The 24,252-nt window shown below is 67.1% G+C and carries 23 protein-coding genes; 7 read left to right on the top strand and 16 right to left on the bottom strand.

Annotation, left to right across the window (positions count from 1 at the left end):
- Window positions 1-184 precede the first annotated feature (184 nt).
- Window positions 185-844, bottom strand: a complete 660-nt coding sequence (locus QHF83_RS36575) for a hydrolase (RefSeq protein ID WP_282422674.1) — start codon at window positions 842-844, stop codon at window positions 185-187.
- A 175-nt stretch (window positions 845-1,019) separates the two neighbouring features.
- Here QHF83_RS36575 and QHF83_RS36570 point away from each other — a divergent pair, with 175 nt between their 5' ends.
- Window positions 1,020-1,943 (top strand): LysR family transcriptional regulator, encoded by a 924-nt coding sequence (locus QHF83_RS36570; protein WP_282422673.1) that lies wholly within the window; start codon window positions 1,020-1,022, stop codon window positions 1,941-1,943.
- Between the two features lie 16 nt (window positions 1,944-1,959).
- Here QHF83_RS36570 and QHF83_RS36565 read toward each other — a convergent pair whose 3' ends face one another.
- The gene (locus QHF83_RS36565) at window positions 1,960-3,048 is read right to left on the bottom strand and encodes an alpha/beta hydrolase (protein ID WP_282422672.1); all 1,089 of its coding nucleotides are present in this window, start codon (window positions 3,046-3,048) and stop codon (window positions 1,960-1,962) included.
- Between the two features lie 420 nt (window positions 3,049-3,468).
- On the opposite strand from QHF83_RS36565, the gene QHF83_RS36560 reads away from it, so the two are divergent.
- On the top strand, window positions 3,469-5,574 hold the full coding sequence (locus QHF83_RS36560) for a hypothetical protein (RefSeq protein ID WP_282422671.1): 2,106 nt from the start codon (window positions 3,469-3,471) through the stop codon (window positions 5,572-5,574).
- A gap of 123 nt (window positions 5,575-5,697) precedes the next feature.
- Here the strand turns inward: QHF83_RS36560 and QHF83_RS36555 are convergent, their stop codons facing one another.
- The 7 genes from QHF83_RS36555 to QHF83_RS36525 all read right to left on the bottom strand — a co-directional run bounded on the left by QHF83_RS36555 (window position 5,698) and on the right by QHF83_RS36525 (window position 11,270).
- Window positions 5,698-6,471 (bottom strand): hypothetical protein, encoded by a 774-nt coding sequence (locus QHF83_RS36555; RefSeq protein ID WP_282422670.1) that lies wholly within the window; start codon window positions 6,469-6,471, stop codon window positions 5,698-5,700.
- 455 nt (window positions 6,472-6,926) lie between these two features.
- Window positions 6,927-7,619 carry a hypothetical protein gene (locus tag QHF83_RS36550; RefSeq protein WP_282422669.1) on the bottom strand — a complete coding sequence of 231 codons (693 nt, stop codon included), beginning with the start codon at window positions 7,617-7,619 and terminating at the stop codon, window positions 6,927-6,929.
- A gap of 232 nt (window positions 7,620-7,851) precedes the next feature.
- Complete coding sequence (locus tag QHF83_RS36545) at window positions 7,852-8,331, bottom strand: type II toxin-antitoxin system VapC family toxin (protein WP_282422668.1); 480 nt, start codon at window positions 8,329-8,331, stop codon at window positions 7,852-7,854.
- Window positions 8,328-8,825: a response regulator gene (locus QHF83_RS36540; protein WP_282422667.1), complete on the bottom strand. Its 498-nt coding sequence runs from the start codon at window positions 8,823-8,825 to the stop codon at window positions 8,328-8,330. The genes QHF83_RS36545 and QHF83_RS36540 overlap by 4 nt, the downstream gene beginning before the upstream one ends.
- Window positions 8,818-10,602 (bottom strand): tetratricopeptide repeat protein, encoded by a 1,785-nt coding sequence (locus tag QHF83_RS36535; RefSeq protein WP_282422666.1) that lies wholly within the window; start codon window positions 10,600-10,602, stop codon window positions 8,818-8,820. The genes QHF83_RS36540 and QHF83_RS36535 overlap by 8 nt, the downstream gene beginning before the upstream one ends.
- A gap of 309 nt (window positions 10,603-10,911) precedes the next feature.
- Window positions 10,912-11,037, bottom strand: coding sequence for a hypothetical protein (locus tag QHF83_RS36530; RefSeq protein WP_282422665.1), 126 nt, complete (start codon window positions 11,035-11,037; stop codon window positions 10,912-10,914).
- Window positions 11,034-11,270: a hypothetical protein gene (locus QHF83_RS36525; protein WP_282422664.1), complete on the bottom strand. Its 237-nt coding sequence runs from the start codon at window positions 11,268-11,270 to the stop codon at window positions 11,034-11,036. The genes QHF83_RS36530 and QHF83_RS36525 overlap by 4 nt, the downstream gene beginning before the upstream one ends.
- Window positions 11,271-11,324: 54 nt before the next feature.
- Here QHF83_RS36525 and QHF83_RS36520 point away from each other — a divergent pair, with 54 nt between their 5' ends.
- A complete protein-coding gene (locus tag QHF83_RS36520; RefSeq protein ID WP_282422663.1) occupies window positions 11,325-12,047 on the top strand; it encodes a hypothetical protein in 723 nt (240 codons plus the stop codon).
- Between the two features lie 297 nt (window positions 12,048-12,344).
- On the opposite strand, the gene QHF83_RS36515 is transcribed toward QHF83_RS36520, so the two are convergent.
- The 5 genes from QHF83_RS36515 to QHF83_RS36495 form a co-directional block, all read right to left on the bottom strand.
- The gene (locus QHF83_RS36515) at window positions 12,345-12,917 is read right to left on the bottom strand and encodes a hypothetical protein (protein WP_282422662.1); all 573 of its coding nucleotides are present in this window, start codon (window positions 12,915-12,917) and stop codon (window positions 12,345-12,347) included.
- Window positions 12,918-12,945: 28 nt separating this feature from the next.
- Window positions 12,946-14,451 carry an XRE family transcriptional regulator gene (locus tag QHF83_RS36510; protein WP_282422661.1) on the bottom strand — a complete coding sequence of 502 codons (1,506 nt, stop codon included), beginning with the start codon at window positions 14,449-14,451 and terminating at the stop codon, window positions 12,946-12,948.
- Between the two features lie 109 nt (window positions 14,452-14,560).
- Window positions 14,561-15,862 carry a nucleotide sugar dehydrogenase gene (locus QHF83_RS36505; protein WP_282422660.1) on the bottom strand — a complete coding sequence of 434 codons (1,302 nt, stop codon included), beginning with the start codon at window positions 15,860-15,862 and terminating at the stop codon, window positions 14,561-14,563.
- 14 nt (window positions 15,863-15,876) lie between these two features.
- Window positions 15,877-16,605, bottom strand: a complete 729-nt coding sequence (locus tag QHF83_RS36500; RefSeq protein WP_282422676.1) for a CpsB/CapC family capsule biosynthesis tyrosine phosphatase — start codon at window positions 16,603-16,605, stop codon at window positions 15,877-15,879.
- Between the two features lie 88 nt (window positions 16,606-16,693).
- Complete coding sequence (locus QHF83_RS36495; RefSeq protein WP_282422659.1) at window positions 16,694-17,083, bottom strand: hypothetical protein; 390 nt, start codon at window positions 17,081-17,083, stop codon at window positions 16,694-16,696.
- A gap of 137 nt (window positions 17,084-17,220) precedes the next feature.
- On the opposite strand from QHF83_RS36495, the gene QHF83_RS36490 reads away from it, so the two are divergent.
- From QHF83_RS36490 to QHF83_RS36475, 4 genes are all read left to right on the top strand, one after another.
- Window positions 17,221-17,628, top strand: a complete 408-nt coding sequence (locus QHF83_RS36490) for a hypothetical protein (RefSeq protein ID WP_282422675.1) — start codon at window positions 17,221-17,223, stop codon at window positions 17,626-17,628.
- 1,191 nt (window positions 17,629-18,819) lie between these two features.
- Entirely contained in the window at window positions 18,820-20,274 is a 1,455-nt protein-coding gene (locus tag QHF83_RS36485) for a hypothetical protein (protein ID WP_282422658.1), read from the top strand.
- Window positions 20,275-20,507: 233 nt separating this feature from the next.
- Window positions 20,508-21,680 carry an ArsA-related P-loop ATPase gene (locus QHF83_RS36480; protein ID WP_282422657.1) on the top strand — a complete coding sequence of 391 codons (1,173 nt, stop codon included), beginning with the start codon at window positions 20,508-20,510 and terminating at the stop codon, window positions 21,678-21,680.
- 120 nt (window positions 21,681-21,800) lie between these two features.
- Complete coding sequence (locus QHF83_RS36475; protein WP_282422656.1) at window positions 21,801-22,529, top strand: hypothetical protein; 729 nt, start codon at window positions 21,801-21,803, stop codon at window positions 22,527-22,529.
- 39 nt (window positions 22,530-22,568) lie between these two features.
- Here QHF83_RS36475 and QHF83_RS36470 read toward each other — a convergent pair whose 3' ends face one another.
- Window positions 22,569-23,147 (bottom strand): hypothetical protein, encoded by a 579-nt coding sequence (locus QHF83_RS36470; protein ID WP_282422655.1) that lies wholly within the window; start codon window positions 23,145-23,147, stop codon window positions 22,569-22,571.
- 59 nt (window positions 23,148-23,206) lie between these two features.
- The gene (locus tag QHF83_RS36465; protein WP_282422654.1) at window positions 23,207-24,205 is read right to left on the bottom strand and encodes a COX15/CtaA family protein; all 999 of its coding nucleotides are present in this window, start codon (window positions 24,203-24,205) and stop codon (window positions 23,207-23,209) included.
- Window positions 24,206-24,252: the final 47 nt, after the last annotated feature.

The following is a 24,252-nucleotide window of genomic DNA, read 5'->3' as shown; positions in this document are numbered from 1 at the left end:
GATCAAAAGGTCAGCGCGGCGGTCTTGCTTGGCAGGGGTCCTTCTTCGGCCTGTTCGATGAACTGCGCATCGCGCAGTTCATCGACCCCGGGTCCAGCGCTTGCGCTGGTCCGGGTCCAGGGGCGGACAGCCCCTGGTGGGGCCTGGGGCAACGCCCCAGCGCAGCGCCCCCCAGATGGGAGATTCACTTCCCCGGGGGCGGCGTGGCGAGGAGCTGCTGCTCCCATGTGTAGCTCGTGCCGACGTTGCCCATGTGCTCGAGCAGGAGCTTTGCCATGTCGGAGAGCGTGTTTGTGCGGGCCCAATCGCGCTGCAGCTCGGAGCCGAATACCGTCCAGGTGAGGGGCACGGCGCCGGCCTGGATCATGCGCTGAATGGCCACCTCGTGCGCCTCGACGGACACGCCGCCCGAGGCGTCGGTCACGATGTAGACCTCGTAGCCTTCGCCGAGCGCGTGAATGACCGGAAATGCGAGGCAGATCTCGGTCCACAGCGCGGCCATGACGATCTTTTTCTTGCCGGTCTTCTTTACCCATTCGACGACGCGCGCGTCCTCCCAGGTATTGATGAAGGTGCGGTCGATGGGCTTTTGCTCGGGGAAGACGGCCTGGAGCTGCGGGATGATGTATCCGCCGCGCTCCTCGACGACCGTGGTCAAGAGCGTCGGCACGCCGAACGTCTTCGCCGTCTTGGCCAGGCCCACGACGTTGTTGATGATGGACTGGGTATCGTGGCTGCGCAGACCGGCGAACTGGAAAGGCTGATGATCGATGAGGATCAGCGCGCAGTTGTCGGGCGTGAGCAGGGCTCCGAGGCCGGCCTTCGGGTTCTGGGGGGCGTTCATGTCGATCTCCACGGCGAGAAGGGTCGAATGCTCGTGGACCCGGCGCTGGCGGCGGCGGGTCGCTGTTCGAGGCGGACCATGCAGGCCGACGTCCTCTCGCGGTAGAGCGACTTCGCGGAATCTGTTTCAAGAAGATGTTTAAGGCGACCACGACGCCGGAGTAGCATCGGCGGCGATGGAGACGTTGATCACGCTGGAGTCGTTCGTCCGCAGCGCGCAGGCCTCGAGCTTCTCGGCGGCTGCGCGCCGATTGGGGTTATCGCCCGCGGCGGTCAGCCAAAACGTCGCGCGGCTCGAGGCGAAGCTCGGCGTGCGCCTGTTCCAGCGCAGCACCCGAGGGCTGACGTTGACCGAGGCGGGCGAGCGCTTCCTGCGTGAGGTCACGGACGGCCTCGACACGCTGCAGGCGGCCCTCGCCAACGTGTCCCTGGCCGCCGGCCAGCCGTCCGGCGTCCTCAAGGTCAGCATGTCCCCCGGGCTCGGGCGCGGTTATCTCGTGCCCATGCTGAAGGATTTTCTCACGCGGTATCCAGGTATCGTTCCGGACTGGCATCTCGACAATCGACCGGTGGACCTCATCAACGAGGGGTTCGACGCCGCCATCGGCGGTGGATTCGAGCTTCCTTCGGGCTTGGCCGCGCGCGAGCTGGCCAGGGCGCACATCATTGCCGTGGCTTCTCCTTCCTATCTGGCCGATCGCACACCACCCGAGGAGCCCGCGGACCTCCGGCACCATGACGGGATCCTCTTGCGTCCACCCGGAACCGGGCGCATCCGCGCGTGGCTCCTGCGCAATCGCGCGGGCGAGCAGGTCTTCGCAGAGATACCGCCGCGCATCATTCTCAGCGACCCGGATGCGCTCGTCCAGTGCGCCTTGATGGGCTTCGGTATCACGTTCGTCACGGTGATGGATGCGCTGCCGTATCTGCGGAACGGAACCCTCGTGCGGGTCCTGCCAGCGTGGCACGCCGACATTGGTCCCATTTCGCTCTACTACGCCGGTCACAGACAGCTCCCGGCGAAGACGCGCGCTTTCGTGGATTACGTGATCGACGCGTTCCGGCGGCAGGATCTCGCCAAATTGTTCTCGGCGGTCTGAAGGGCGCGCGGCAGCCTCACGGCGACGGCGGCACGCTCCTCAAGAACCCGACGAGCGCGCTCCGGTAGACGTCGAACGTCTCCACCTGGGGGAGGTGTCCGGCCTCCTCGATCTCGACGAGCTTCGAGCCTGGGATCGCGCGCTGCGCGGCGCGCCCGAGCTCGGGATAGTTCCCGAGCGAGGACGCGAGCTCCTTCGGCGCCCACGCCTTGCCGATCGCGGTGCGATCTCGCTGGCCGATGACGAGCAGCGTGGGCACGCGGATGCGCGGGAATTCGTAGACCACGGGCTGCGTGAAGATCATCTCGAACGTCGCCGCCGAGCACCACGCGACCGTCCGGTAGTCGGGGGAGCGCGTGAAGCCTGCGATGGGCTCGAGGAGCTTTTCGTAGCTCGGCTCCCACGCGCCCGCGAAGTAGCTCGTCCGCATGTATTCGCGGATCTTCTCGGGCGTCTGCGCGAACTCGTCCGCGAAGGCCTGCCCGACGGGCTTGTACGGCACCACCGTCTTCCAGTCCTCGAGGCCGATCGGATTCACGAGCGCGAGGCCCGCCGTCGCTGCCGGGAACATGAGCGCGTAGCGCGTGGCGAGCATGCCGCCCATGGAATGGCCGACGACGAACGCGCGAGGCACGCCGATGGATTCGAGCAGCGCATGTGTGTTCCTCGCGAGCTCCTGGAAGATGAATGGATAATCGGCCGGCTTCGAGGACTTGCCGAACCCGATTTGATCGGGCGCCACGACGCGGTACCCCTCGTCGAGCAACGCTCGCATCGTGGGCTCCCAGTACGCGGAGACGAAGTTCTTGCCGTGCAGGAGCACCACCGTGGAGCCGTTGGGACGAGCGGGGCTCACGTCCATGTAGCGCATCGCGAGCCAGCGCCCGCGGTACGCCACGGGGAAGGTCTTGACCTCGAACGGATATGCGTAGCCCGAGAGCTTCGCGTCGAATGTCCGCTCGGGAGCGGCCGGCGTCGCCGGCGACGAACCACGCGAGCTCGAGGATGACGAAAGTTGCGAGACGGAGAGCGCCGCGGCCGGCATGCAAGCGGCCATCACGAGCGCGACGCCCGCGAGAGCCGCAAGACGAAACGAGTCGATCATCGGGGCGACTCTACCACACGGCTGGTCTCGACACCTACCAGGCACCACGCGCGGCATGCGCTGCGCGCTTCCCACGCTCGAATCGCGTCATTCTGCGGGCGAGAAATATCCGAGCGTGGGAGTTGGGACGATTGTTCACATCGACGCGGCTTGGATGTATTGGGGAGGACGCGGGGGCGCGCGGAATGGGAGAAAGCTGACCCGATTGCGGTGATGGCAGGGGATTTTAATGCGGAGGCTAGGACATTCTCGGGCCCGTGCACGTATTGCAATCGACGCCCGTGCAATGCACAATCAGCCTTGCACGTAATTCGCCTGTCGGCCCTTCCGGCAGGTGGCGTGCCGAGGGCGGGCGCGCGGGGGCCTGTTTCAGGGGCTCCTCGGGCGCGCTCGTCCTTGCAGCTCGAAAGGAGCGATTGCATGGCAACGTATGATCCCATCAAGGCGCTCTCCGGCGCCCGTGGCACCTTCTACGATCCGCGACTTCCCTACGTTCATTTCGTCAGCGACGACGGCAAGCTGAGCCGCGTGCGCGTCACGCCCTCGGAGGTCGATGCCGAGGGCTCGAAGCGAATCACCAAGAGCACCACCCATCACCTCGACGTGCGCGCGGAGGGCTTCGACGTGCGGTGGAGCAATACCATCGCCTTCCCGAACGGCGCCCTCCAGGCGATCGGATCCGCCCGGATCGCCTTGATCACGACCCTGCCTTCCGAGGGCTTCGCGGGCATCTCGCCCGATATGCTCTCGCAGATGACGATCAACGACACCGCGCTCGCCGAGCCGGGCACCTCCACCACGGGGAACGTCTATGCCGTCAAGACCAGCGAAGGGAATTTCGCCAAGGTCCGTATCTACAAAGACGGTATGGGCAATACCGTGATGGACTGGACGACGTACCGGACGAAGAACGATCCGGTCGAGCTCGGCAGCGGCTTCGGCTCGCCGACGGACTTGATCCTGACGTCCACCTCGTCCGAAACCACCGCCTATGTGTGCGGCCAGAACAGCTTCGGTGAAGGTTGCGTGTACGTCGCCTCCTCCACCAACACGGCGAAACCCGCCTTCGGGTCCTCGCCCTTCACCATCGCGGAAGGCCTCGCTTCCCCGCAGCAGATGGTGTTCGAGCCGGATAGCCGCATGCTCCTCGTCGCGGATGGGAGCACCCTCGTGGCCGTCGATTCCGACATCAACAATGCAGGCAACGTCTTCAATCTACTCGAGCACGCCCCCCTGAGCGGTATCCAGGGCGTCGCGCTCAAGAAGGAGGCGGGGAGTTCCCGCGTCTACTTCAGCCGCAGCGACAACAACGCGATCTACACGGGCCGGCTGAATCTCGTCGAAATGAAGGTCGAATACGATACAAACCCCGTGGTTTCGCTGAGCGGCCCCGTGGGCTCGCTTTCGTGGGCCGACGAGGAGCAGAGCGCTCTTCTCGTCTCCGTGGGCGAGGACGCGGCCGTGCCCGCGAATGGCAACAAGCTGATCCGGATTTCCCTCGCCGATCCGACGGATGTGCAAGACCTGCTCGAAGGCGTCACGACCGCCGGAGAGCCCCGCAGCGTCGAGGTCATCACGTCCACGCGGATTGTCATGACGAGCAGCGTCGGCATCGGCGATCTCAATACCGGATTGCCCATCGGCCTCGACGTGCCGCTCGGCATCGGGTTCGTCCCGTTCCAGTCCATCATCCAGAGCGGGGAGAAGAGCGGCCTCGCGAATACGATGGACCTCGGCGGGTATTTCTTCAAGGTCGCGGACGTGCCCTTCGGCGGAACGTTGCAGTTCATGCTGAACCACGCGAAGGCCTATCAGGACGGCCATCGCTACTTCCAGGTCCGGTTCATCAAGGACGGCGTGACCCGTCAGATCACGGCCGGCTTCACCGACCTCAAATGGAGCTCGTCGCTCCAGCGTTTCGAGCCGAAAGCGGTCGCGGCGGAGACGGTGGGCTCGCGGACGGGTTGCTATCCGGTTCGCGTGCCGGGCGATCTCTGGTACAACGCGCACATCGGCGCGCTCCTCAATACGACGAGCCTGCCGAACGGCCTGCACACGCTCGAGATCTCGCTGCTCGACGCGAGCGGCGTCGTCGTGGGGGTCTTCTCGCGGAAGATCTTCATCGAGAATGCGCCTTGCCGCGTGAAGTTCCTGAGCTTCCTGGTCAATGGGCAGCCCTTGACCTCGGCGTGCGGCGTCTACCAGTACGTGAGCAAGGACGATCCGGTGAAGCTCGATTTCGAGGCGGGTTACGACGGCCTGACCACGGCGAGCTACAGACTCGTGGTGTACGTCGGCGGGAAGCAAATCGCCCAGCAGAGCGGCGCCTTCGACCCGGCGACCCCGCTGTTCAGCCAGTCGTTCGCGAAGCTGCGCGACCTCATGGGCAAATGCAACATCGCCACGATTTCCGCGGCGATGTCGATCAGCCCGCGGGTGATCGATGGCCACAAGTACATCGGCGGCGCGAGCACCAGCGGGGCCTTCTCCCTCGTGCCGGCGAGCTTCGATATCGACGAACCCTGATTCCTGCGCCCCACCTTTACGCCCCCCGTCCGCCGCTCGCGCGCGTCGCGAGCGGCGGGCGGGGGCGATCCCCTTCGGGGTGACCTTCGCGGGGCCTCGCGCGTCGGCGCGCGCGGGGTCGAATCAGGTATCGGAAGCCGGCGCGGGCGGCTGCGCCGGGGCGGCCGTGTCCTCGGCCTCGGGGAGCCCGGCGCGGCGGCGGGCGGTGGGGCGCACGCGGTCGGCGAGCGCGGGACGCCGGGCCAGCGTGAAGAGGCCGGCCAGGGTGTCCGCGACGCCGGGATAAACGCTTCCCCAGCGAGTCATGAGCTCGTCTTTTGCATTTTGCGTGAGCTGTGCCTCGCGCTTTTCGCGCTCGACGTCCTGGAGGGCGGAGCGGAGCGCGGCCATGGCGACCGCGAGGTCGTCGGCGGCGGCGATCGGGGAGAGCGTCAGGCTCTTGATCTTGGGCTGCTCGGTCAGGGGGCGTTCGCGCAGGAGTTTTTCGGCCTGGCCGGCGAGGCCGAGGAGGTGCTGCGGATCCTCGGGGAGGGCGCTGCCGAGCCCATAGGCATCGGCGACGGCGGGGCCATAGCTGCGGGTCACGAGCTCGCGCAGGGAGGAATAAACATTTTTCAGCTCGGCGCCGCGCTCGTCGCGCGCGGCGCGATAACCATCGTCGTCGGCGAGCTCGGCGGCGTGGGCGCGATCGGCGGCTTCGAGCGATGCGACGTAACGGCCGAGCGTCTCGCCGAGGGCCGCGAGGAAATCGGCGACGGTGACCTTTTCGGGAGCGCCTTTGGGGAAGAGGAGCGCTTCGAGATCCGCGGCGGCCTCCGGGCCGTGCACGGTGGCCGCGCTCTGCACGGCGCGGGCGATGGCTGCACGATCGGCAACCATCTTGGAGACTTTGCTCATGGAACCTCCCAGGAGAAGGTGGCCTGTGTAACACGGGTTGGGTGGGCAGAGGAACAGGTTTCGTGCAGAGCGGGCGGAAGGAGGGAGCGAGATGAGAGGCGGGGTACGGGTTTTAGGCTGAAACAGGGGAGCTGGCGTACGTTTGGGGAGTGCTGGGGCGGTGGGGGAAGGCGTGACGGGAGGGCCGGGACTTGGGTTTCAGGCGGGCAAAGGCGCGGCGGGTGGCAAGGCAAGGAAGGTGTCGTCGGTGAGGCGCGGAGGGGGCGGGAGGGGACAGGGGCTCGGGTTTGATGGAGGCGCGCTGGCGGCGACGGCGGAGGGGTCGCGGGTGGAGAAGGGCGCGGCGGGTGCGGCGGCGGGGAGATTGCGAGCCGCGAGGGGCGCGGCGGGGCGCTCGCCGAGGGCGTGTCGCTGCGGGAGAGGCGCGCTGGTCGAGACGGCGTGCGATGAAGGGCTCACCAATGCTCGGCGAACAGGCAATCGTAGAGGGTGGCCTCGCCGAATCGTCGGAGCCCGGTGGACACGTCGGGAACGATGGTGGCGCCGATGTTTGGGGGCATGCGCTCGTGGCCGAAGGTCGACTCGATCTCTCGGGCGATCGACGCGGCGTAAGGCTGCTCGGCAGAAGTGAAGTCGAACGCGATGATGTCCCGGCGCCGCGGCTCCTGCTGCCCCGTGTCGAGCCCGCCGTCAGGGAGGCTCGGATCGGGAGGGAGGACGATGCTGGTGTCGTGCTCGAAGTGGAAGCGCAGGCAAGGAGGTGGGCTCGTCCCTTCCTGCTCAGGAATGTCGACGAGTCGCGAGCTGTAGACGACGTAATAGGGGACCAGGAAGCTCACCAGGAAACCGAGGGTGTGCACGTGCTCGCCCTCGCTGGGCGGCAGATGCAGCGCTCCGGAATACGAGGCGTCGCCTGCTCCGCCGGCGGGCAGGTCGAGAGAGCGGTTCTGGACGGTGATCTCCGGGAATTGCTCGCGGAGCCTGCGCAACATGGCACGCCAGGGCTCTGCGTTTCTGCCTGCTTGGCGGCGTGCTTCCGAGAGGCGGGCCAGGTCCTCGCTCGATGCGTATCCAGGATCGTCGACGCTGAGACCGCGCGGGTGATGGTGGTAGACGACCGCGAGCAGCTCGTCGATCGAGTGTCTCATCAATTCACCTTGGCGCCGAGCGTGGCGTGTCGGGTCTTGAAGAGGGCTCGCATCTCCGTTTTCAACTGCGAGCAGTAGATGCCCTGCGGGACGTCGGGCGGGTTCATCGCGAGGCGTGATGCGTCCCCCGAAGAGCAGAAAACGAAGGCTGAGGCTTGAAATTTGTGCGTGGCGGGCGTTTGCTGCGCGCGTGCCCGCCGAAGACGAATCACGTTGACTCGAACAACGGGGGCTACTGCGGCTGCTCTGGTGCCTCCAGGAGGATTGGCGGTACCCCAGCGAGATCAGCGATGTTCGCAAACGCCCTATCTGCGGTAACAAGCTGGAGATCCGGCTCGCGCTGCTGAAGGTCACGGGCGGCGAGAAGGTGCAGGCAGTCGAGCGTGCTCAGTGCGAGCCCCTGCCGCAACGCATATTCCTCGATCATCCGAATGCAAGGATCCACGAAGCTGTGCCGAATAGGCTGCACGCGAAACCTGCCAAGTGACGAGATGTCATAGGAAAAGCGTTTCATCACGAGCCGATAGCCGCCCATCTTGAGCTCCTCGCGTCGCACCATCGACGCCAGTGCGGAGCGGATTTCGACGACCGCGAGATTGGTTACGTAAAAATGAGCTGAGGGAGATGCGAGAAGAGGTTCGATGGCCCGTCCAAGTGAGTCTCCACAATAATAGTAAATGAGCGCATTGGTATCGAGTAGATATGCACTCATTCGCGGTTCCTCCGCAACGGGAGCGCGTCGGGAGGTATACATGCGAGCGCTTCGCGCACCTCGTCGAGGTCAGGAGGCGCCTCCGGTACTTCGCCGATGCCAATCACGGGAACCCCCGTTCGCTCCTGGTATTCGACCCAGCCCGACTTTACGGCTTCGAGGATCGCATCGAGATCCGGCGGCTTCTCTAGAAATGCAGCCGCGTGCAGGTTCAAAGCCTGGATGGCGTCGTTCTTGCTGCCGTGGCCGGTGAGGATGATAACCTGCGTCTCGGGACGCTTGTCGTGTATGAGTCGGAGTAGCGCCAGACCATCGCGTCGCGGCATTCGAAGGTCCAGGACGACGACGGGGTGCAAGAACTGCGAAAAGACCTCCCAACCTTCCTCGCCATCGGCCGCTTCGTCGACCGTCATCCCCTCGCGTTCGAGGGCTCGTACAACATGTTTCCGGACATCGCCCTCGTCCTCTACGACAAGGACTCTCGGCTCACCCATGAACAGCTCCTTTCGCACTGCGTAGCAGAATTTCGAATGTCGTTCCTCGTCCAATCGAGGTGTCTCTGATTCTGAAAGATCCATTCATGCGACGCAGCAGGTTGTAGCAGATGTAGAGGCCAAGCCCCGTACCGCCGTTCTGCTTGGTGGTGAAGAATGGATCGAGTGCGCGCTCACGTACGGCCTCGGACATGCCACATCCGGTGTCGCTGATAGTGATTCGCACCTGACCACGCTCTTCCGATGCCGCAATCGTAAGCTTCTTGACGCGTGCGTCGGTCATTGCATCGCGTGCATTACTGATGAGGTTGACGAGCACCTGTTGAAGGGCGACGCGGCTGCCGATAATCAGAACGTCGGCCGTGTTTTCGATGAGCACCTCGATGTCCCGATGTGCGAGTTGCGCACGAAACAAGGACATCGCCGCATCAATCGCCTCATCGAGCAAGAAGACTTCATCGGTGGCCAGCTCGTCGGAGCCCGCGTCACGGAGAACCGCGATGATCTTGTCGAGGCGCACGACACCTTTGTCGATGTCGGCGAGGTCGGCATCGATGTAGGACGTGTTGCCTCTGGCCAGATCCCGTCGGGCATTCTGTGCTGCCAAGCGGATGACGGATAGTGGTTGGCGCAACTCGTGTGCGATCCCCGTGGCCATGATATTGAGCGCGGCGATGTTGCGGATGCGGAGCAGTTCGGCGTCGCGTATCTGGCGCTCGTTCTCCAGGGAACGCAGCCGCTGCTCCAAGAGCACTTGTGGTGTCCTGTAAAGTCGGCGAATCTGATCCAGGTACCGCGCCGCCCGATCGAGATCCCCGAGCCCTTTATAGGACTCAGCCATACCGTTCAACGCGTCGAGGTCATCGCTGGCCGACGATAGCACCTCGCGGAAGCTTTCGATCGCTGCCGTGTAATCCTGCCTCGCGATGTAAACGCGCCCGAGCCCGACGCGTGCCGCTCGATTGCCCGGGTCTTGTTTCAGAACCGCCTGGAATCGCTTTTCTGCTTCTTCATAGCGCTCTAATTCGAGATATAGCTTCGCAAGATCGAGCGCAATACGCCCAGGTTTGCGCTCATGCTGCGCAGCCCAGCGAAGATGCTCCAGAGCTTGCTCGGGACGATTCAGCTCCCTGTAGCAGAGCGCGAGCTCGTATCGATGGCGAATCTCGCTCCAGCCCGGCTGTCCGCGGCGGCGATGCGGATACGTTCGGAGGCTCTCTTCCAGATTGGCGACCGCTTCGTCCCACGCGCCCCGCGCGCGATCGACGAGTCCAAGGACGTAAAGCCCCCGGGCGCGGTGCTCGTCGCCCGGAACTCCTGCCAGACGACGTGCGTAGGATGCCGCTGCGACCAGACGCCCGAGCTCCAGGAGCGCAAGCCCTGCACCGTAGAGCGCCCGTCCGAACTCGGGCCGTGCGTCGAGAGCCGTCTCGAAGTATCGAATGGACTCGTTGAACTCACGGAGATGCAGGTAACACCAACCGAGGCCGTTATTGGCTTCGGCACGAGTCGCTTCGACATTGACAATGCTTTGATATATCTCGATTGCCTCCCGCACCTGGAGCTTGCCGAACAACCTGCCGGCGGTGCCCAGGAGGGCCTCTGCACCGACCTCGTCATTCGACTGAGCTGCCAGGCGGTCGGGGGTAACCCCCATGGTCCGGTCGATTGCCGTGACATTTCCTGTCGCCGGTGCCTCCAGGGACGCGCTGGCCGGCCGGAGCTTGGCCGACCGGCTTGCCGCTGGTGCCACCCCGGCGGAACGTTCGTCCGGCATGAGAGCCTGGGTCGGCGTGGGCTCTGCTGACGTCGGCGGGGAGACGCGCTTGAGCGCTGCTGCTCGCTCCGTCGCGTTGGTCACCAAGCGGCCGTGCACCCAGAGCCGCCCGCTCTTAGGTGCATCGGCATCTCCATGTACGGAAGCCGCACTTGCGGCTGCACGGTTGGCTGCCCCAGACACTCCCACGTGGCGAAAGATACCACTGTGTGAGTTATGCAGGCAAGGAGTCGATGTGATCGCTTGCTACCGGACTCGAGCTTGCACGGTCAATGAGGCTGCCGCAGGGAGACAAGAGCGGTCGTACGTCTACAGCCGCACGACCTTCGTCTTGTCGCCCTCGACCTTTCGGAGCGCATCCCGCGTATCGACCACGAGCTTCGCCTCCTTGAGGATCCGCGCATAATCGATCGACGCGTGATCCGTCACGATCACCACCGCATCCTATTCGCCGTACGCCAGCCCGCCGACGCTCGTAGACCGGCGACTTTCTCCTGACATCCCCGCTCCACCACGGCCGCGAGCGCCCGCACCCGCTCGCCCAGGGCGGCGAGTTCCTCCACCGTGACGCGATAACTCTTGTCGTACCGGGCGTCGATGTACGCGCGTCGGAGGAGCTCGAAGAGGTGCTTGTCCTCGAGCGTCGTCTGAGGGAGCGCCCCGCGCAAATCCGGGCATCACGGTCCTTTGAGGACGCGGTGGTCCTCTGGTAGCGTGCGTTCATGCGCCGCTTGGCACGCGTTTCTCTCCACGTGCTCGTCGCGCTCTCCGCGGGCGCCTTCGCTTGCGCTTCGGGCGCGCCTGCGCCTCAGCGCTCGGACGCGCCTGCGCCTCAGCGCTCGGACGCGCCTGCGCCTCAGCGCTCGGACGCGCCTGCGCCTCAGCGCTCGGACGGGCCTATCGCCTCTGCATCCACCGAGAAGAGGGAGCGCGCGGATACGCCGGTGCCGGTCGAAAAGGGCTGCCCCGCCGCGGAGCCCACGGAGAAGCGCGCCTGCGATACCGCCGGTCTGCTCTGTACGTATGCCTCGTCCCTGGGGTGCGGGAACGTATACGATTGCCACCTCGGGACGTGGCGCGTGGCCCTACGCTTGGCGTGCACGGACGCGCATCGGGACGGCGCTTGCGCCCCGGAGCCGAAGCGGGACCACCCTCCGAAGACGCCGCTCGAGAAAAGCCCTATTTGCCTCTATTCCGGAGCCACGGCGTGCAGCTACAACGTCGACGTGCCGCCGCAGCCGTGCAGCGGCGTGCCCCGGCAGGTGCCACCGCCCAAGTTCGTGTGGCGCTGCGAAGAATTGACCTCCGGCGGATGTGGAGCTGGTTTCGCCGAAGGCGAGCGCTGCGCGCCCGAGGGCGCGTCCTGCGGGACGACCTGCTGCGGGACGAGCGCGCGTTGCTCGGGTGGGAAGTGGCACGTCGAACAGCACGGCTGCCCGCCGTGAGGGCCCGGAGGGCCTCGATGTTCTGCAACCGCACGACCTTGGACTTGTCGCCCTCGATCTTCCGGAGCGCATCCCGCGTATCGACGACGAGCTTCGCCTCCCGCAGCATCCGCGCATCATCGACCGACGCGTGATCCGTCACGATCACGACCGCGTCGTATTCGCCATACGCCACGGTGCGGGGCGGGGCGCTCGCGGAGGGGGTGTGGCTACGGGGGAGGCGCGTGGTTCGGGACGGTGTGCGAGGAGGGGCTCACGAATGCGCCGACAACGGGCAATCGTAGGCGCCAGCGACGTTCAGGGTTTTTGCGGGATGACGACCTGTCCCGTCCAGACCAAGGCGAACTCGCTGCGTTGGATGGTGAAGGGCTGACCTTCGCGCGGATACCAGGGATCCAGATAGCGATAGCCTCCGGGGAAGCTCTCCACCAGCACGATCGCGTGGTGCGGCCTTTGAGGGATGCGGCGGCTCAGATCTTCGCGCCTATCGATATCCTCGCGGGCTCTACGCATGAGGTGACCGAAGCGCGATACCACGGCCGGTGGGTGGCGTTCGTTATGCATCGTCATGGGACCGGGCCAGACGTCGACGATGAGCCAAAGGCCCTGTTCCAGATACGCGTCGAGCAGCAAGCGCTCCTCCGGCTCGTCCCAATCGAGGAAACGGTGCTTCCAGCCCGTCGCTATCGCAGCCGTGGGGAGCGCGGGTACGGAGAGCGCCTCCAGATGGCGGCGTAAAGCGTCTAGGTCCGGGTCGTCCCCGAGCCATCGCCGGAGGATGCATACGCACGCAGCGACGCAGCCGTAGGCATCCGTTTGCTCCTGATGAAGCGCGGAAGGGCTGCGCCGCGAGGTCTTCGCACGTGCCATGTCGTCGAGAGGATGCCCGCGCCCCGCGTCACGACGAAGAAGCGCGGCTACGCTTGCCGCGCACGCCACGTCGGGACGATGGTGCGGCGCGATCGATGTGGCTCGCAGATACTTCGAAGCCCCGCGTGAGTCGAACGAACCCCGCGCTCCGGAGAGAGCTCTGGTCGGACACCTCGATGACGTCCACGCGGAAGCCATCCGGATCACGGGTCACGGCTGCCGCGTGGAGATGCTCGGCCCCCGGCGTTCGTTGCAGGTATCGATCGACGCGCATGCGGGCCTTGTCCTCGGCCGAGCGCAGCGGCGCGCGCTGGGCCTCGTCGAGCGCGGGGTGGGAAGGGAGAGGATCGGTGAGCCCGAGGCCGAGATAGTCGCGCGCGGTCACGGAATCGATGTGGCCGCGCGCGAGGGCGCGCAGGGCGAGATCCTGGAGCGCGCCGGCGCGCAGCCCGGTGGCGCCGCGGTGGACGTCCGGGTGATCCGGCGAAGGCGTGGGAGGCACGTATTTGCGCGTGAGCATGGCGCGGCGCGCGTCTCGGGGGAGTCGATACACGTTGTTCAGTACGTTGATCGCCGTCTCCCGGCCGACGCCGTAATGATGACTCACGGCGACGATGGCTTCTTCCGAGGTCGCGTCCATGCGGCCCACGAGCTGCCGGACGCCTTCGGGCGGGGCGAGGAAATACGCGGCGAACGCGCTGGCACGGCGTTCGATACTCTCGAAATCGTCGAATAGATGAAAGCGACGATAGGACCTTCGCGGGGTCCCCTCCTCGTCACCCGCGGGGGGCCTCGGACTGAAGAGGACGAACCCGCGCGGGCGGCCAGCGCTGAGCACGTTGCGGTCAAAGACGAGATGGCACAACTCGTGGGCGAGCGTCATGCGGGTGCGCCAAAAGAGTTCGGCGCCGCCGACGAGGTTGACGAGAATGGCGGGCGCGGGTCCGCGCGCCGAGGCTCCGTCGATGTCGCGATCGAGCTCGTCGGGGCTGACCCAGAGGATATCGACGCCGAGCCGGCGCTCGAGCAGTTCCATCATGGAGGGAATGGGATCGAGGCCCAGGCCGAGGTGCGTGCGGAGGGATTGTGCGAGGCGCTCGGCGCCATGCGGCGGGGGCGAGGCGTCGATGGGTCGCGCTTTGAGGGTATTCAGGAGGGAGCTGTCACGAGGTTCGTGGAGAAGGTCGCGCAGGTCAGCGATGTCGCGGGCCGTGCGGACGAACTCCCCGAGGACGCGGTGCGCCTCGGCGCTCGCAAGCTCGTCGAGGCTGGGTGTGTAGATGGAGCGAAGGAGCAAGGCCATGGGCGCGTGGCGGGCTTCACCGGCGAGGAAGCGTTTCAGGGACAGGCCGAAGGTCTGCGCGTAGCGGTCGAGCAGGGCGGGGGAGAGCTCGTCCCTGCCGTCCTCGATGCGACGGAGCTCGGCAGGCGAGAGGCCAAGAAAGCGCGCCATGGCGTGCTCCGAGAGCTTGGCCGTCTGCCTGGCGTCACGGACGATCGCGGGGATGGAGAGCATCGCGGGTGTTGAGGACATGGGTAGCACGGGTGCTGGCGAACCATCCACCAGAGAGGGCAGGAGCCGAAGGAGAGCAGGGCGCCCGTGCCGGCTTTCGCGGCGCCGCGAAAGGCTCGGGTCTCTCCCTCTACAACCGCACGACCTTCGTCTTATCGCCCTCGACCTTGCGGAGCGCATCCCGCGTATCGACCACGAGCTTCGCTTCCCGCAGCATCCGCCCATAATCGACCGACGCGTGATCCGTCACGATCACCACTGCATCGTATTCGCCATACGCCACGCTGCTCGGCTCCGACCGCATCACGATGCCGCCTTCATCGCATTCGGGCACGTACGGGTCGTGATACCGCACCTCGGCGCCGAGGCCCTGGAGCTGGTGGATGATGTCGAACGCCGGTGACTCGCGATAATCCGCCACGTCACGCTTGTACGCGACGCCGCTCACCAGGATCTTCGAGCCATTCGCCGCCTTCCGCGCCCCATTGAGCGCTTGCTGCACGAGGTGCACCACGTATTCGGGCATCGCGCTGTTGATCGTGTCGGCGAGCTCGATGAACCGCGCCTGGTACTTCAACGTCCGCATCCGCCACGACAGATACAGCGGGTCGATCGGAATGCAGTGCCCGCCGAGCCCCGGGCCCGGGAAGAACGGCATGAAGCCGAACGGTTTTGTGGCTGCCGCCCGGATGACCTCCCAGACGTCGATGCCGAGCTTGCGGCTCATCAGCGCGACCTCGTTCACGAGGCCGATGTTCACCGCGCGGAACGTGTTCTCGAGCAGCTTCACCATTTCGGCCGCGTCCGTGCTCGATACCGGCACCACCGTCTCGATGATCTTGCCGTAGAGCGCCATCGCGACCTCGAGGCAGCCGGGCGTCGCGCCGCCGAGCACCTTCGGCGTGTTGCGCGTGCCGTACGACTTGTTGCCCGGGTCCACGCGCTCGGGGCTGAAGGCGATGAAGACGTCCTTGCCGAGCTCGTACTTGCCCGCCGTGAGCTTGGGGACGAGGACCTCGCGCGTCGTGCCGGGGTACGTCGTCGACTCCAGCACGATGAGCATGTTCGGGTGCTGGTGCTCCGCGATCTCGTCGCTCGCCGACAGGATGAAGCGCATGTCGGGGTCTTTGGTCTTGTTGAGCGGCGTCGGGACGCAGACGACGATCGCGTCGGCCGAGCCGAGGACGTCGGGGTCGGTCGTGGCGCGCAGGCGGCCCGCCGCGACGTGCGGCGCGAGCGCCGAGGACGGGATGTCGCCGATGTACGATTCGCCTTGGCCGAGCAGCCGAACCTTCTCGCGATCCTTGTCGTAGCCGGTGACGGAGAAGCCGGCCCGGGCGAACTCCACGACGAGCGGCAGCCCGACGTAGCCGATGCCCACGACGACGATGTGCGCGCTACGATCCTCGATCTTCTTGAGAAGCTCCTGCACGATGGGTGTCCCTTTCACGAGTCGACCCGGCCCTCCAGGATGGAAAGCGGTCCTTCGATCAGCATGTCGCGTGCCTCCGCCGCGCCGAGCGCTCGATGGAGGTGTTCGATGCCCGCAGCCACGTCCTCGACGTCCCGCGGGCCATGGGCGTCGCTGCACGCCGCGTAGTAGTACCCCTCTGAAAGGAGCGCCTCCGCGCACTTGCGCGTCGCCCGGCCGTACTTGCCGACGAGCGAGGCGACGTCGAGCAGAAGGACGACGCCGCCGTCGAGCAACGGATCGAGCACGGTGCGGTCGTCCCAGACGGGCTCGTACCGCTCGGGGTGCGCGAGGACGGGGCGGAGCTTTTTCTTGCGGCGGAGGTCGGCGAAGCGCGAAGCGAGGCGCGCGGGGAAGGCGCGCGGGGAGAGCTCGACCAGGACGGCGCGTTCGCCGGGGTAGGGGAGCGCGTCGCCCCGCATGAGGCGCTCGTAGACGACGTCGTCGAAGAAGTGCTCCGAGGAGAGCGCGAGCTCGGGCAAGCCGGGCGTGTCCGCGAGGGCGTTTCGCGTGGCCTCGTAGGCGCGCGCGAGGTCGCTCTTCGTGTTGTCGAACATCCCGGGGCGCATGTGCGGCGTGGCCACGACCTTGCCGAACCCCGCGCCCGCGAGGCCCGTGAGCAGGGCGCGGCTGTCCGCGACGGTCCGGACGCCGTCGTCGATGCCGACGACCCAGTGGCAGTGCAGGTCGATGTAACCCGTCATCACGCGCGGCGCGAACCTAGCAGCTTTTGAGCGGGGGCGCGGCCGATGGTGCGCCGTCACGGACGGCGTGGCGGGGAGTCCGGGGTTTTTACAGGAGGCGTGTGAGGGTCTTGGCGATGTCGAGATCCCTGATGCAGCCGTCGGAGCCCTTGCCGAACACACATGCGAGGGTGACGACGCCGTCCTTCAGGTCGACGGAGGCGGCGCCCTCTTTCAGGTTCGTGACGACGACGCGCTTGACGCCCTCGCGGACGGCCTCCTTGCCGAGGTCGTCGACGCAGATGACGCGGAAGGCGTTGGCGAGCAGGCGGACGCCGAGGTGCTGGACGTACTTCAGCGCGGCCTCGTCGGTCTCGAAGGTCGCCCAGTCGACATCCACGACGACGGGCGCGCCGGCGGCGTCCTGGATGGCTTTTTGCTCGTCCGGAAGCCAGGACTCCTTCGCTTCCTTGATGAGCCGCTTCTCGATGAGTCCCATGGAAAACCGCCTCCGTTCGAACGCGTGACGATCACGCCGGGGGCGGAGCATACAGGAACGGGATCTCGCCGGAAAGTGGACCCCGCGGGCGCGTCCGGGCGAGCATTTGCGGCGAAGGAGGTTCTCTCTTGTCGAGGATGGATCCCAACGAGGCCCCGCCGCCGTCGCTCGGGGCCGAGCGCCGCAGGCGGCGGAGCGACGACCCGATCACGGCGCTGCACTACCAGCTCTCGGTCGCGCGAAGCGAGGGGAAGCTCGAGGCCCTCGTGCTCGTCGACGATCGAGGCTGCCTCGTCGCAGGCGCCGGCTCATGGCCCGTGTGCGAGGAGCTCGCCGCCTACGCGCCCCTGCTCGCCGAGCCCGGTTTGCCCACGACCGCGGCCGTCGGCACGCGGATCGCCACGCTCTCGCGCGAGGTCCTCGTGAGCGCGCTGCCGCTCGGCACGGCCGAGGCGCTGCTCGCGGTTCGCGGGGGCGGGGAGGACCGGTCGGCCTACGTCGCCCGCGCGGCGGCAGGTTGCCGGCGGATCTTGCGGGCGGCCTGAGCTGGGGGGCGCCCGCTCCCGCTCCCGGTGGCCATGAAGTCCACCACCGTCTGGAGCTCGGTGACCAGATCGGGCATTCGTTCCCGCATGGACGACAGCACGCCGTAGTAAGGCGATCACCCGCTGGATATGCGGCTCCGCACCCCTGCGTTGCTTCAGCGTCCGCCGGCGCTCATCGACGGTGAGCGTGATCTCGTACGCCTTCAGCTGCGTGAGCGGCTGGGTATGCTCTTCGTTCGTCAAGAGCTTGTCGCCGACCTGTTTTCCATGTGCGGATGCTCCTCGGTTTCGGGAGCACGGAATTCTTCTTCGCTCGGCTTGGTGAGACGAAAGTCGTGGGCATCGTTGGCCACCGCGGGGCGGATGATCGGTCACCGCGAGGCGGATGATCGGCCAACACATGGCCAAGCATCGACCCCGCTGGGGCGAAGGGTCGGTCCCCCCGATGTCGATGGTCGACCAACAACCGGTTATGTGAACCACAACCCCAGCGTGTAGATTCGGACAAGGTGTGTCCTACCCTATCCGAAGAGACTTGCGCGCTTGCCAGGGGTATTGCAATCAAGACCGTCAAGAAACCGCCTGCTCCTGCTCGGGGCATTCGCCACGCTTGCTCGAGCATAGCGCCATGCTTGCTCGAGCGTAGCGCCATGCTTGCTCGAGTAGCGCCGCGCTCGCTCGCGTAGCGCCATGCTTGCTCAAGCGTAGCCGGAGGGGAAGACCCTTCTCCGGCCGCGCTCGGTGGGGCCCTTGTCTGAGGCCCCCGCAAAGGCGAGCCGAGCTCGGGGGGACCGAGCGCCAAAGGAGAAGTGTCCTCCCCTTCTGGGGGCCAAATCAAAATCAGGCCCGATGGTGTCGGCAATGACCTCCCACCTCCCATATCGATTGTCGTGGGGACGCGCGCGGCGATTGGCGCCACTGTCAACAGCCCGGCGCTTCCATTCCCTCGAGGCTCGCGATCGCAGGCAATAAGGCCCTGAATCTGCTCCGGACGTTGCTCCAGATTGGCGGCATGGCGCGTGCTGATGTGCTGATGAGGTTTGGCACGAAAGCCGGGCCGGGAGGACCACGAAGTCAACGCGGGGCCATAAGACCAAGAGCGAATGAACCATAACCTGAACGCCGCTCGAGCTCATCGCAGACGCGATGAGGAGCGGCTCGAGGTTTCACCGCAACGACACGGGAGCACTTATGAAGACGATAACTTCGAAGTTGAGCGTACTGGTCATGGTGTGCGGCATGGCGCTGGGGTGCTCTTCCGAGCAAACACCGGGCAACAACGTCGATGACACCAATACCAACTCGACGAACCAAGCCCTCTCCGTCGTCGAGGGGCAGGTGAAGGATGTCGGCGCAGACTTCACCACGCTCGGTTTCGGCGGTAAGGGCACGCTCGCGAAGACAGCAGAGGTGGTCATCTCCAAGATTACCGCCGACGGGAAACTCGAGGCGATCGCCGAGGCGACGGTCGACGCGGCCGGCAAGTACTCCGCGGAGGTCCCGGTGGGCGCCGAGCTGCTCATCGTGCAGGCCGTCACCGAGTCGGGCGAGGTGCTCGCCTCCTCGTTCCTCGAGGCGGCGGCGGATACCAAGGGCGAGATCGTGACCGCGGCGCCCCTCACGATCGAGAGCTCGGTCGAGGCCGCGGTGGCCATCGCCCTCGCCGCCAAAGGCAACCTCGAGGCCCTGGTCGCGGCGCAGCTCCACGCGTTCGTCAACGGGGACCTGGCCGCGGAGCTCGTCGCTCAGATCCAGGCGGGCCTCAGCGCCGAGGCGGCGATCAGCGCGATGGCCGAGGCCACGCTGGCGGCGGAGAAGGCGCAGCTCCAGGCGTTCGCGAACGCGGGCATCGACATCACGGCGGAGGCGCTGGCGGAAATCACGTACCACGCCGCCGCAGCCCTGAACGCGGCGCTGGACGCCGGGGCGTCGGCCGCCGAGGCGGCGGCGGAGTTCCAGGCGGAGCTCCAGGCCGCCCTGGAGGCCAAGCTCGGGATCTCGGCGGAGCTCTACGCGCAGGCGCAGGCGGCGGCGAGCCTGGTGTTTCAGGCCACGCTCAGCGTGGCCCTCGAGGCGAGCGCGAACGTCGATGCGCTCCTCTTCGCGACCGTCCACGCGGCCGCGGAGGTGGAGGCGCAGGCGACCGCGCAGGCGGTGCTCGCGCTGGTGGAGCTGAGCGGCGCAGCGCAAGCCACGATCGACGTGTTCGTCGGGATCTGCACGAAGTTCACGGCAGACGTGGTCGCGGCGGCCGACGTGGAGGCGATCGTCAAGGCGAAGGCCGATTTCTTGGCGAAGCTCAACGGCACCGCGCAGGTCGAGGGCGCGCTCGCGGCCCTGATCTCCACGAAGGCCGAGGCGCAGGCGGCGCTGCTCGCGACCGTCGAAGCCGTGCTCGCCGCGAGCGCGACGCTCGACCTGGATCTGAAGGCGGCGCTCGCGGCGTACGTGGAGGCCGCCGCCAAGGGCGCGGGGTCCGCGGAGGCCACCGCCGCGATGGAGGCCGTGATCAAGGCGTTCGCGAAGTTCGACGCCGCGGTCGATGCGCTCGCGCCGGCCCTCGACGCGACCGTGGCCACCGCCTCCGAGGCGGAGGTCGTGACTCAGGTTCTCGCTACGGCGGAGGCCGCGCTCCACAAGCCGTGAGCTGAAACCGGCTGTCGCTGACCTGGACGGGGACCCGATGACCGGGTCCCCATCCTTGGTCGTCCTTCACCGCGCTAAAGAACGCCGACGCCGCGCCCGCCGCGGCTGGGTGCCCATCCGCCCGGTTGAAGAGGCCGAGCACGACGGTACGCTCGCCGTTCCCGAGCGGGATCGCCAGAACCCACTCCCGCTCCCGCTCCCGCTTCCGCCCCCATCGTGCTAAAGGGCCGGCCGTGGCAGCCTCGGAAACAAGTTCGTCCACGCCCGGCGGGCTCGGCAAGCTCCTCGATTCCCGGCGGGTCCTCCTCGTCGTCGGTTGCGGCGGGGTCGGCAAGACGACCACGACGGCTGCCCTCGGCCTCGCGGCGGCGCGTCGAGGCAAGCGTGTCCTCTGCTTGACGATCGACCCGGCGCGGCGGCTCTCGCAGAGCCTCGGCATCGAGGAGATGAAGACCGAGGCGCAGACGATCGATCCGGCCCTCTTCGCGCAGGCCGGCGTGCCGGTCACGGGCTCGATGACCGTGATGATGCTGGACACGAAGAGCACGTTCGACTCGCTCGTCACGCAGCTCGCGCCCTCCGCCGAGCAGCGCGATCGCATCCTGAACAACGTCCTCTACAAGTACATCTCCACGTCGCTCGCCGGTACCCAGGAGTACATGGCGATGGAGAAGCTCTACGCGACGAAGGGCGATCCGAGCTACGACCTCATCCTGCTCGACACGCCGCCGACGCCGAACGCGCTCGATTTCCTCGACGCGCCGGAGCGGCTCGTCGGCGCGATCGACAGCGCCGCGACGCGGTGGCTCGTGCAAGCCGTGCAGAGCTCGGGGAAGTTCTCGCTCAACGTGCTCGCGAAGAGCGCGGCCGCGATCGTGCGGGGCATCGGGAAGGTGTCGGGCAGCGGGTTTCTGGAGCAGATGGCGGCGTTCATCGCGGAGATCAACTCGGTCTTCGGCGGGTGGAAGAAGCGCGCCGACGCGGTGAGCGCGGCGCTGCGGGGGCCCGACGTGGCGTACGTGCTCGTGACGACGCCGGACCCGCTCGCAGTGCGGGAGGTGATGTTCTTCGCCGATCGGCTGCGTGAGCAGGACATGCGGCGCGACGCGTTCGTGGTGAACCGCGTGCACCCGGCGTACGGGCGCGTGCCGGACGCGGCGGAGGTGGAGGCGGCGCTGGCGAAGAGCGCGATCTCGCTCGGGCCGGATGCGCCGACGCGGCTCCGGCGCGCGGCGGAGGACGAGAGCCGCATGGGCAAGCTCGACGCGCTGCATCTCGTGGGGCTCGAGGCGGCGCTGGAGGACGAGGCCTCGGGCGGGAGCTTGCTCGCGCACGTGCCGGCGTTCCCGTACGACATCCACGATCTGGAGCGGCTCTCGCGGATCGCCGAGGTCCTCGCGCCGTAGGGCGCGACCCTCATCCCCGTTCCGCCCGGCGCGTCCTCGTGGCATGGTCGGGGCATGGATCGAGGCGGCAAGGCGGCCGGGGAGCTTTCTCGTTCGCGTACACGTTGGGCGTTTCTTTCGTTGTTCGGCGTGCCGCTCGTGCTCGCGTGGATCTCGGGCGCGGCCGGGTGCACCGAGGATACGGCTCTCGAGCCGCGCCCCGGCTTCCCCGGCGATAGCTGCACGAAGACCGACGACTGCGCGGTGCCGCTGCGCTGCATCGCCAACGTCTGCGTCGTGCCGGGCGGCTCGGGGGACGGCGGCGTCGTCGAGCCGGACGGCGGCTTCGGCCCCGGCCCCGGGCCGAGCGCCGAAGACGGGCCGTGGAGCCAGTGCGACGAGTGCCTGGAGGGGGCGTGCGGGCAGGTCGAGAAGGCGTGCGGGCCCGAGTGCCGCGGCATCGAGGCGTGCATCGAGACGTTGTGCGCGAACCTCAGCGCCACGGGATCGCCGGACGAAAGCGCGTGCTTCGTGTACTGCCAGGAGCGCTTCGCGGGCGGGAAAGATCAGCACATCGCGGTGGTGAACTGCGCGCAGGAGGTGAAGTGCTCACCGCCCTGCGCGTTTTACCCGCAGGACTACGATCTCTGCCGGACGTTCATGAACAACGGCGATTGCACGGGCTACATGAAGGCGTGCGAAGCCGATGCGCGGTGCTCGACGTACCGCGATTGCGTGAAGTTCTGCGGGACGATCGCGGACTGCACCGCCTGTGACGATTCGGCGGACGCGGTCGAGGGGCGGAAGCTGCTCGAAGCGTACGAGCAGTGCGTCGCGGGAGAATGCCTCACGGAGTCGTGGATCCCGTGAGCGGGGAGGGGGCCGAGGGGCCCCCTCTGATGCGTCGGTTCAGGGGCAGTTCGGGTTCGCGGCCTCGACGACGGCGCAGTACTCGGGCGCGCCGTCGCTCATGCAGATCGTCTTGCACGTCTGGCAGAAGACGCAGGAGTCGAGGGCCTTGAACTTGTTGAGGGCCGCCTGGGGCGTGGCGAGGTCCTGCGCACACTTGAGCGTGCAGCAGCCGCCCTCGGTGCTGAGCACGCACTTGTCGTAGGAGCAGTCGGCGAGGGCCTTGCAGTCCGCATCGGCGGTACAAGCGTCCGCGAGCGCCTTGCACTCGTTCACGTACGCGCCCGTGGTGTTGCTCGTGCAGTCGCTGCAGACCGAGTAGCTGCCGCTGCCGCCGCTGCCGGAGGAGCTCGACGAGCCGCCGCCCGGGCCGGACGAGCTCGACGAGCCGCCGCCGGCGGAGCTCGAGGACCCGCCGCCGGCGCCGCCCGCGCCGCCGCTGCCCGAGGAGCTCGAAGACGAACCGTTGCCCGAGCCGCCGGCGCCGCCCGAGCCGCCCGTGTCGTCGCTGCACCCCGCCACGGTCACGAACAAAGAGCCGAGCGCCGCGAGCCCGAGCGCATACAAACCAAGCCTCATCGTCTGTCTCCCTTCCAAGCCTGAGCCACGCGCCGTTCGCGCGCTTCGATGGGGACATCCTACCGCGGAGGCGTCTCTTTCGGGCGTGCGAACTCGTCCGGGGCGCCGTACCACGGCAGCGGCGTGGTCGAGCCCGAAGCCTCGGACGACGCGGACGCGGGTGCCTCTCCGAGTGACCACGCCGTGAGCACGACGAGCGCCATCCACACGAGATCGGCGAGCAAGAGGTGCACGAGCTGCATCGCCACGGGCGCGAGGAGGAAGAGGTTCAAAAAGCCCGCGCCGATCTGCACGATCACGAGCGCCGATACGAGCCGCGCAGGCTTGAGGAGGTTCGGGCGTTGCGACGCGACGAACCCCGTCGCGAAGAGGAGGTACGCCGCGACCACGCCGGCCACGATCGGGTGGTAGACGCGGAGCTGCACGAAGGCGTGCGCGGTCTGCGACACGTCCGCGGCGAGGCCTTCGCTCAGGGTCTTCGCGGGGAAGAGCGTGTCGCCGAGGGCCGCGATCGCGCCGGTCACGCCGACGAGCACGACGCCGAGGAGGCCGCCGCCGAGCACGTAGGTCGGCGCGCCCGAGGAGCGACGCGGCAAGGGGCCACCCGAGGCCCAGAGCACGGTGAGCGTCATCGACGCGACGAGGAGGAACGTGTTGATGAGGTGCGCGCTCATCCAGTAGCCACGCGCGATCGACGCGTCGCCCGCGACCCGCTCGAAGAGGACGATGCCCGCGCCGACGGCCGCCTCCGTCACCATGAAGAACATCGACCACGCCGCTCCGAACCGCACCGCATGCCGGCGCGGGAAGGCGCGGAAGGCCCACACGAGCTGGAGCAACGTGAGCAGGAAGGCGATCCCCGAGGTCACCCGATGCGTGAACTCGATCAGAGTCTTCACGGTGGGCGCGCGGGGAATGACCTCGCCGTTGCAGGTGGGCCAGTGGCTCCCGCAGCCCGCGCCGGAGCTCGTGGCGCGGACGTAGGCGCCCCAGAGGATGACGCCGAGGGTGACGGCGAGCGTCGCCCACGCAACACGGCGGAATCGACCTTGCGACATGCCCCCCGTTCTAGGGCCGGCGTGGCGTTCAGGCGAGCGCCTTTCAT

Origin of the sequence: Polyangium sp. 15x6 (assembly GCF_029960785.1) — a bacterium.
Taxonomy (GTDB): domain Bacteria; phylum Myxococcota_A; class Polyangia; order Polyangiales; family Polyangiaceae; genus Polyangium.
Note: the sequence above shows the minus strand (reverse complement) of the source record. Positions and strands in the feature narration are given on the sequence as shown.

What these genes read in the sequence shown, in the direction of transcription:
- QHF83_RS36485 (WP_282422658.1), top strand. Translation starts at nt 18,820, where the DNA reads ATGAAGACGATAACTTCGAAGTTGAGCGTACTGGTCATGGTGTGCGGC.
- QHF83_RS36570 (WP_282422673.1), top strand. Translation starts at nt 1,020, where the DNA reads ATGGAGACGTTGATCACGCTGGAGTCGTTCGTCCGCAGCGCGCAGGCC.
- QHF83_RS36465 (WP_282422654.1), bottom strand. Translation starts at nt 24,205, where the DNA reads ATGTCGCAAGGTCGATTCCGCCGTGTTGCGTGGGCGACGCTCGCCGTC.
- QHF83_RS36490 (WP_282422675.1), top strand. Translation starts at nt 17,221, where the DNA reads ATGGATCCCAACGAGGCCCCGCCGCCGTCGCTCGGGGCCGAGCGCCGC.
- QHF83_RS36550 (WP_282422669.1), bottom strand. Translation starts at nt 7,619, where the DNA reads ATGAGACACTCGATCGACGAGCTGCTCGCGGTCGTCTACCACCATCAC.
- QHF83_RS36575 (WP_282422674.1), bottom strand. Translation starts at nt 844, where the DNA reads ATGAACGCCCCCCAGAACCCGAAGGCCGGCCTCGGAGCCCTGCTCACG.
- QHF83_RS36500 (WP_282422676.1), bottom strand. Translation starts at nt 16,605, where the DNA reads ATGACGGGTTACATCGACCTGCACTGCCACTGGGTCGTCGGCATCGAC.
- QHF83_RS36535 (WP_282422666.1), bottom strand. Translation starts at nt 10,602, where the DNA reads ATGCCGGACGAACGTTCCGCCGGGGTGGCACCAGCGGCAAGCCGGTCG.
- QHF83_RS36565 (WP_282422672.1), bottom strand. Translation starts at nt 3,048, where the DNA reads ATGATCGACTCGTTTCGTCTTGCGGCTCTCGCGGGCGTCGCGCTCGTG.
- QHF83_RS36560 (WP_282422671.1), top strand. Translation starts at nt 3,469, where the DNA reads ATGGCAACGTATGATCCCATCAAGGCGCTCTCCGGCGCCCGTGGCACC.
- QHF83_RS36540 (WP_282422667.1), bottom strand. Translation starts at nt 8,825, where the DNA reads ATGGGTGAGCCGAGAGTCCTTGTCGTAGAGGACGAGGGCGATGTCCGG.
- QHF83_RS36545 (WP_282422668.1), bottom strand. Translation starts at nt 8,331, where the DNA reads ATGAGTGCATATCTACTCGATACCAATGCGCTCATTTACTATTATTGT.
- QHF83_RS36470 (WP_282422655.1), bottom strand. Translation starts at nt 23,147, where the DNA reads ATGAGGCTTGGTTTGTATGCGCTCGGGCTCGCGGCGCTCGGCTCTTTG.
- QHF83_RS36520 (WP_282422663.1), top strand. Translation starts at nt 11,325, where the DNA reads ATGCGCCGCTTGGCACGCGTTTCTCTCCACGTGCTCGTCGCGCTCTCC.
- QHF83_RS36495 (WP_282422659.1), bottom strand. Translation starts at nt 17,083, where the DNA reads ATGGGACTCATCGAGAAGCGGCTCATCAAGGAAGCGAAGGAGTCCTGG.
- QHF83_RS36555 (WP_282422670.1), bottom strand. Translation starts at nt 6,471, where the DNA reads ATGAGCAAAGTCTCCAAGATGGTTGCCGATCGTGCAGCCATCGCCCGC.
- QHF83_RS36510 (WP_282422661.1), bottom strand. Translation starts at nt 14,451, where the DNA reads ATGTCCTCAACACCCGCGATGCTCTCCATCCCCGCGATCGTCCGTGAC.
- QHF83_RS36515 (WP_282422662.1), bottom strand. Translation starts at nt 12,917, where the DNA reads ATGGCACGTGCGAAGACCTCGCGGCGCAGCCCTTCCGCGCTTCATCAG.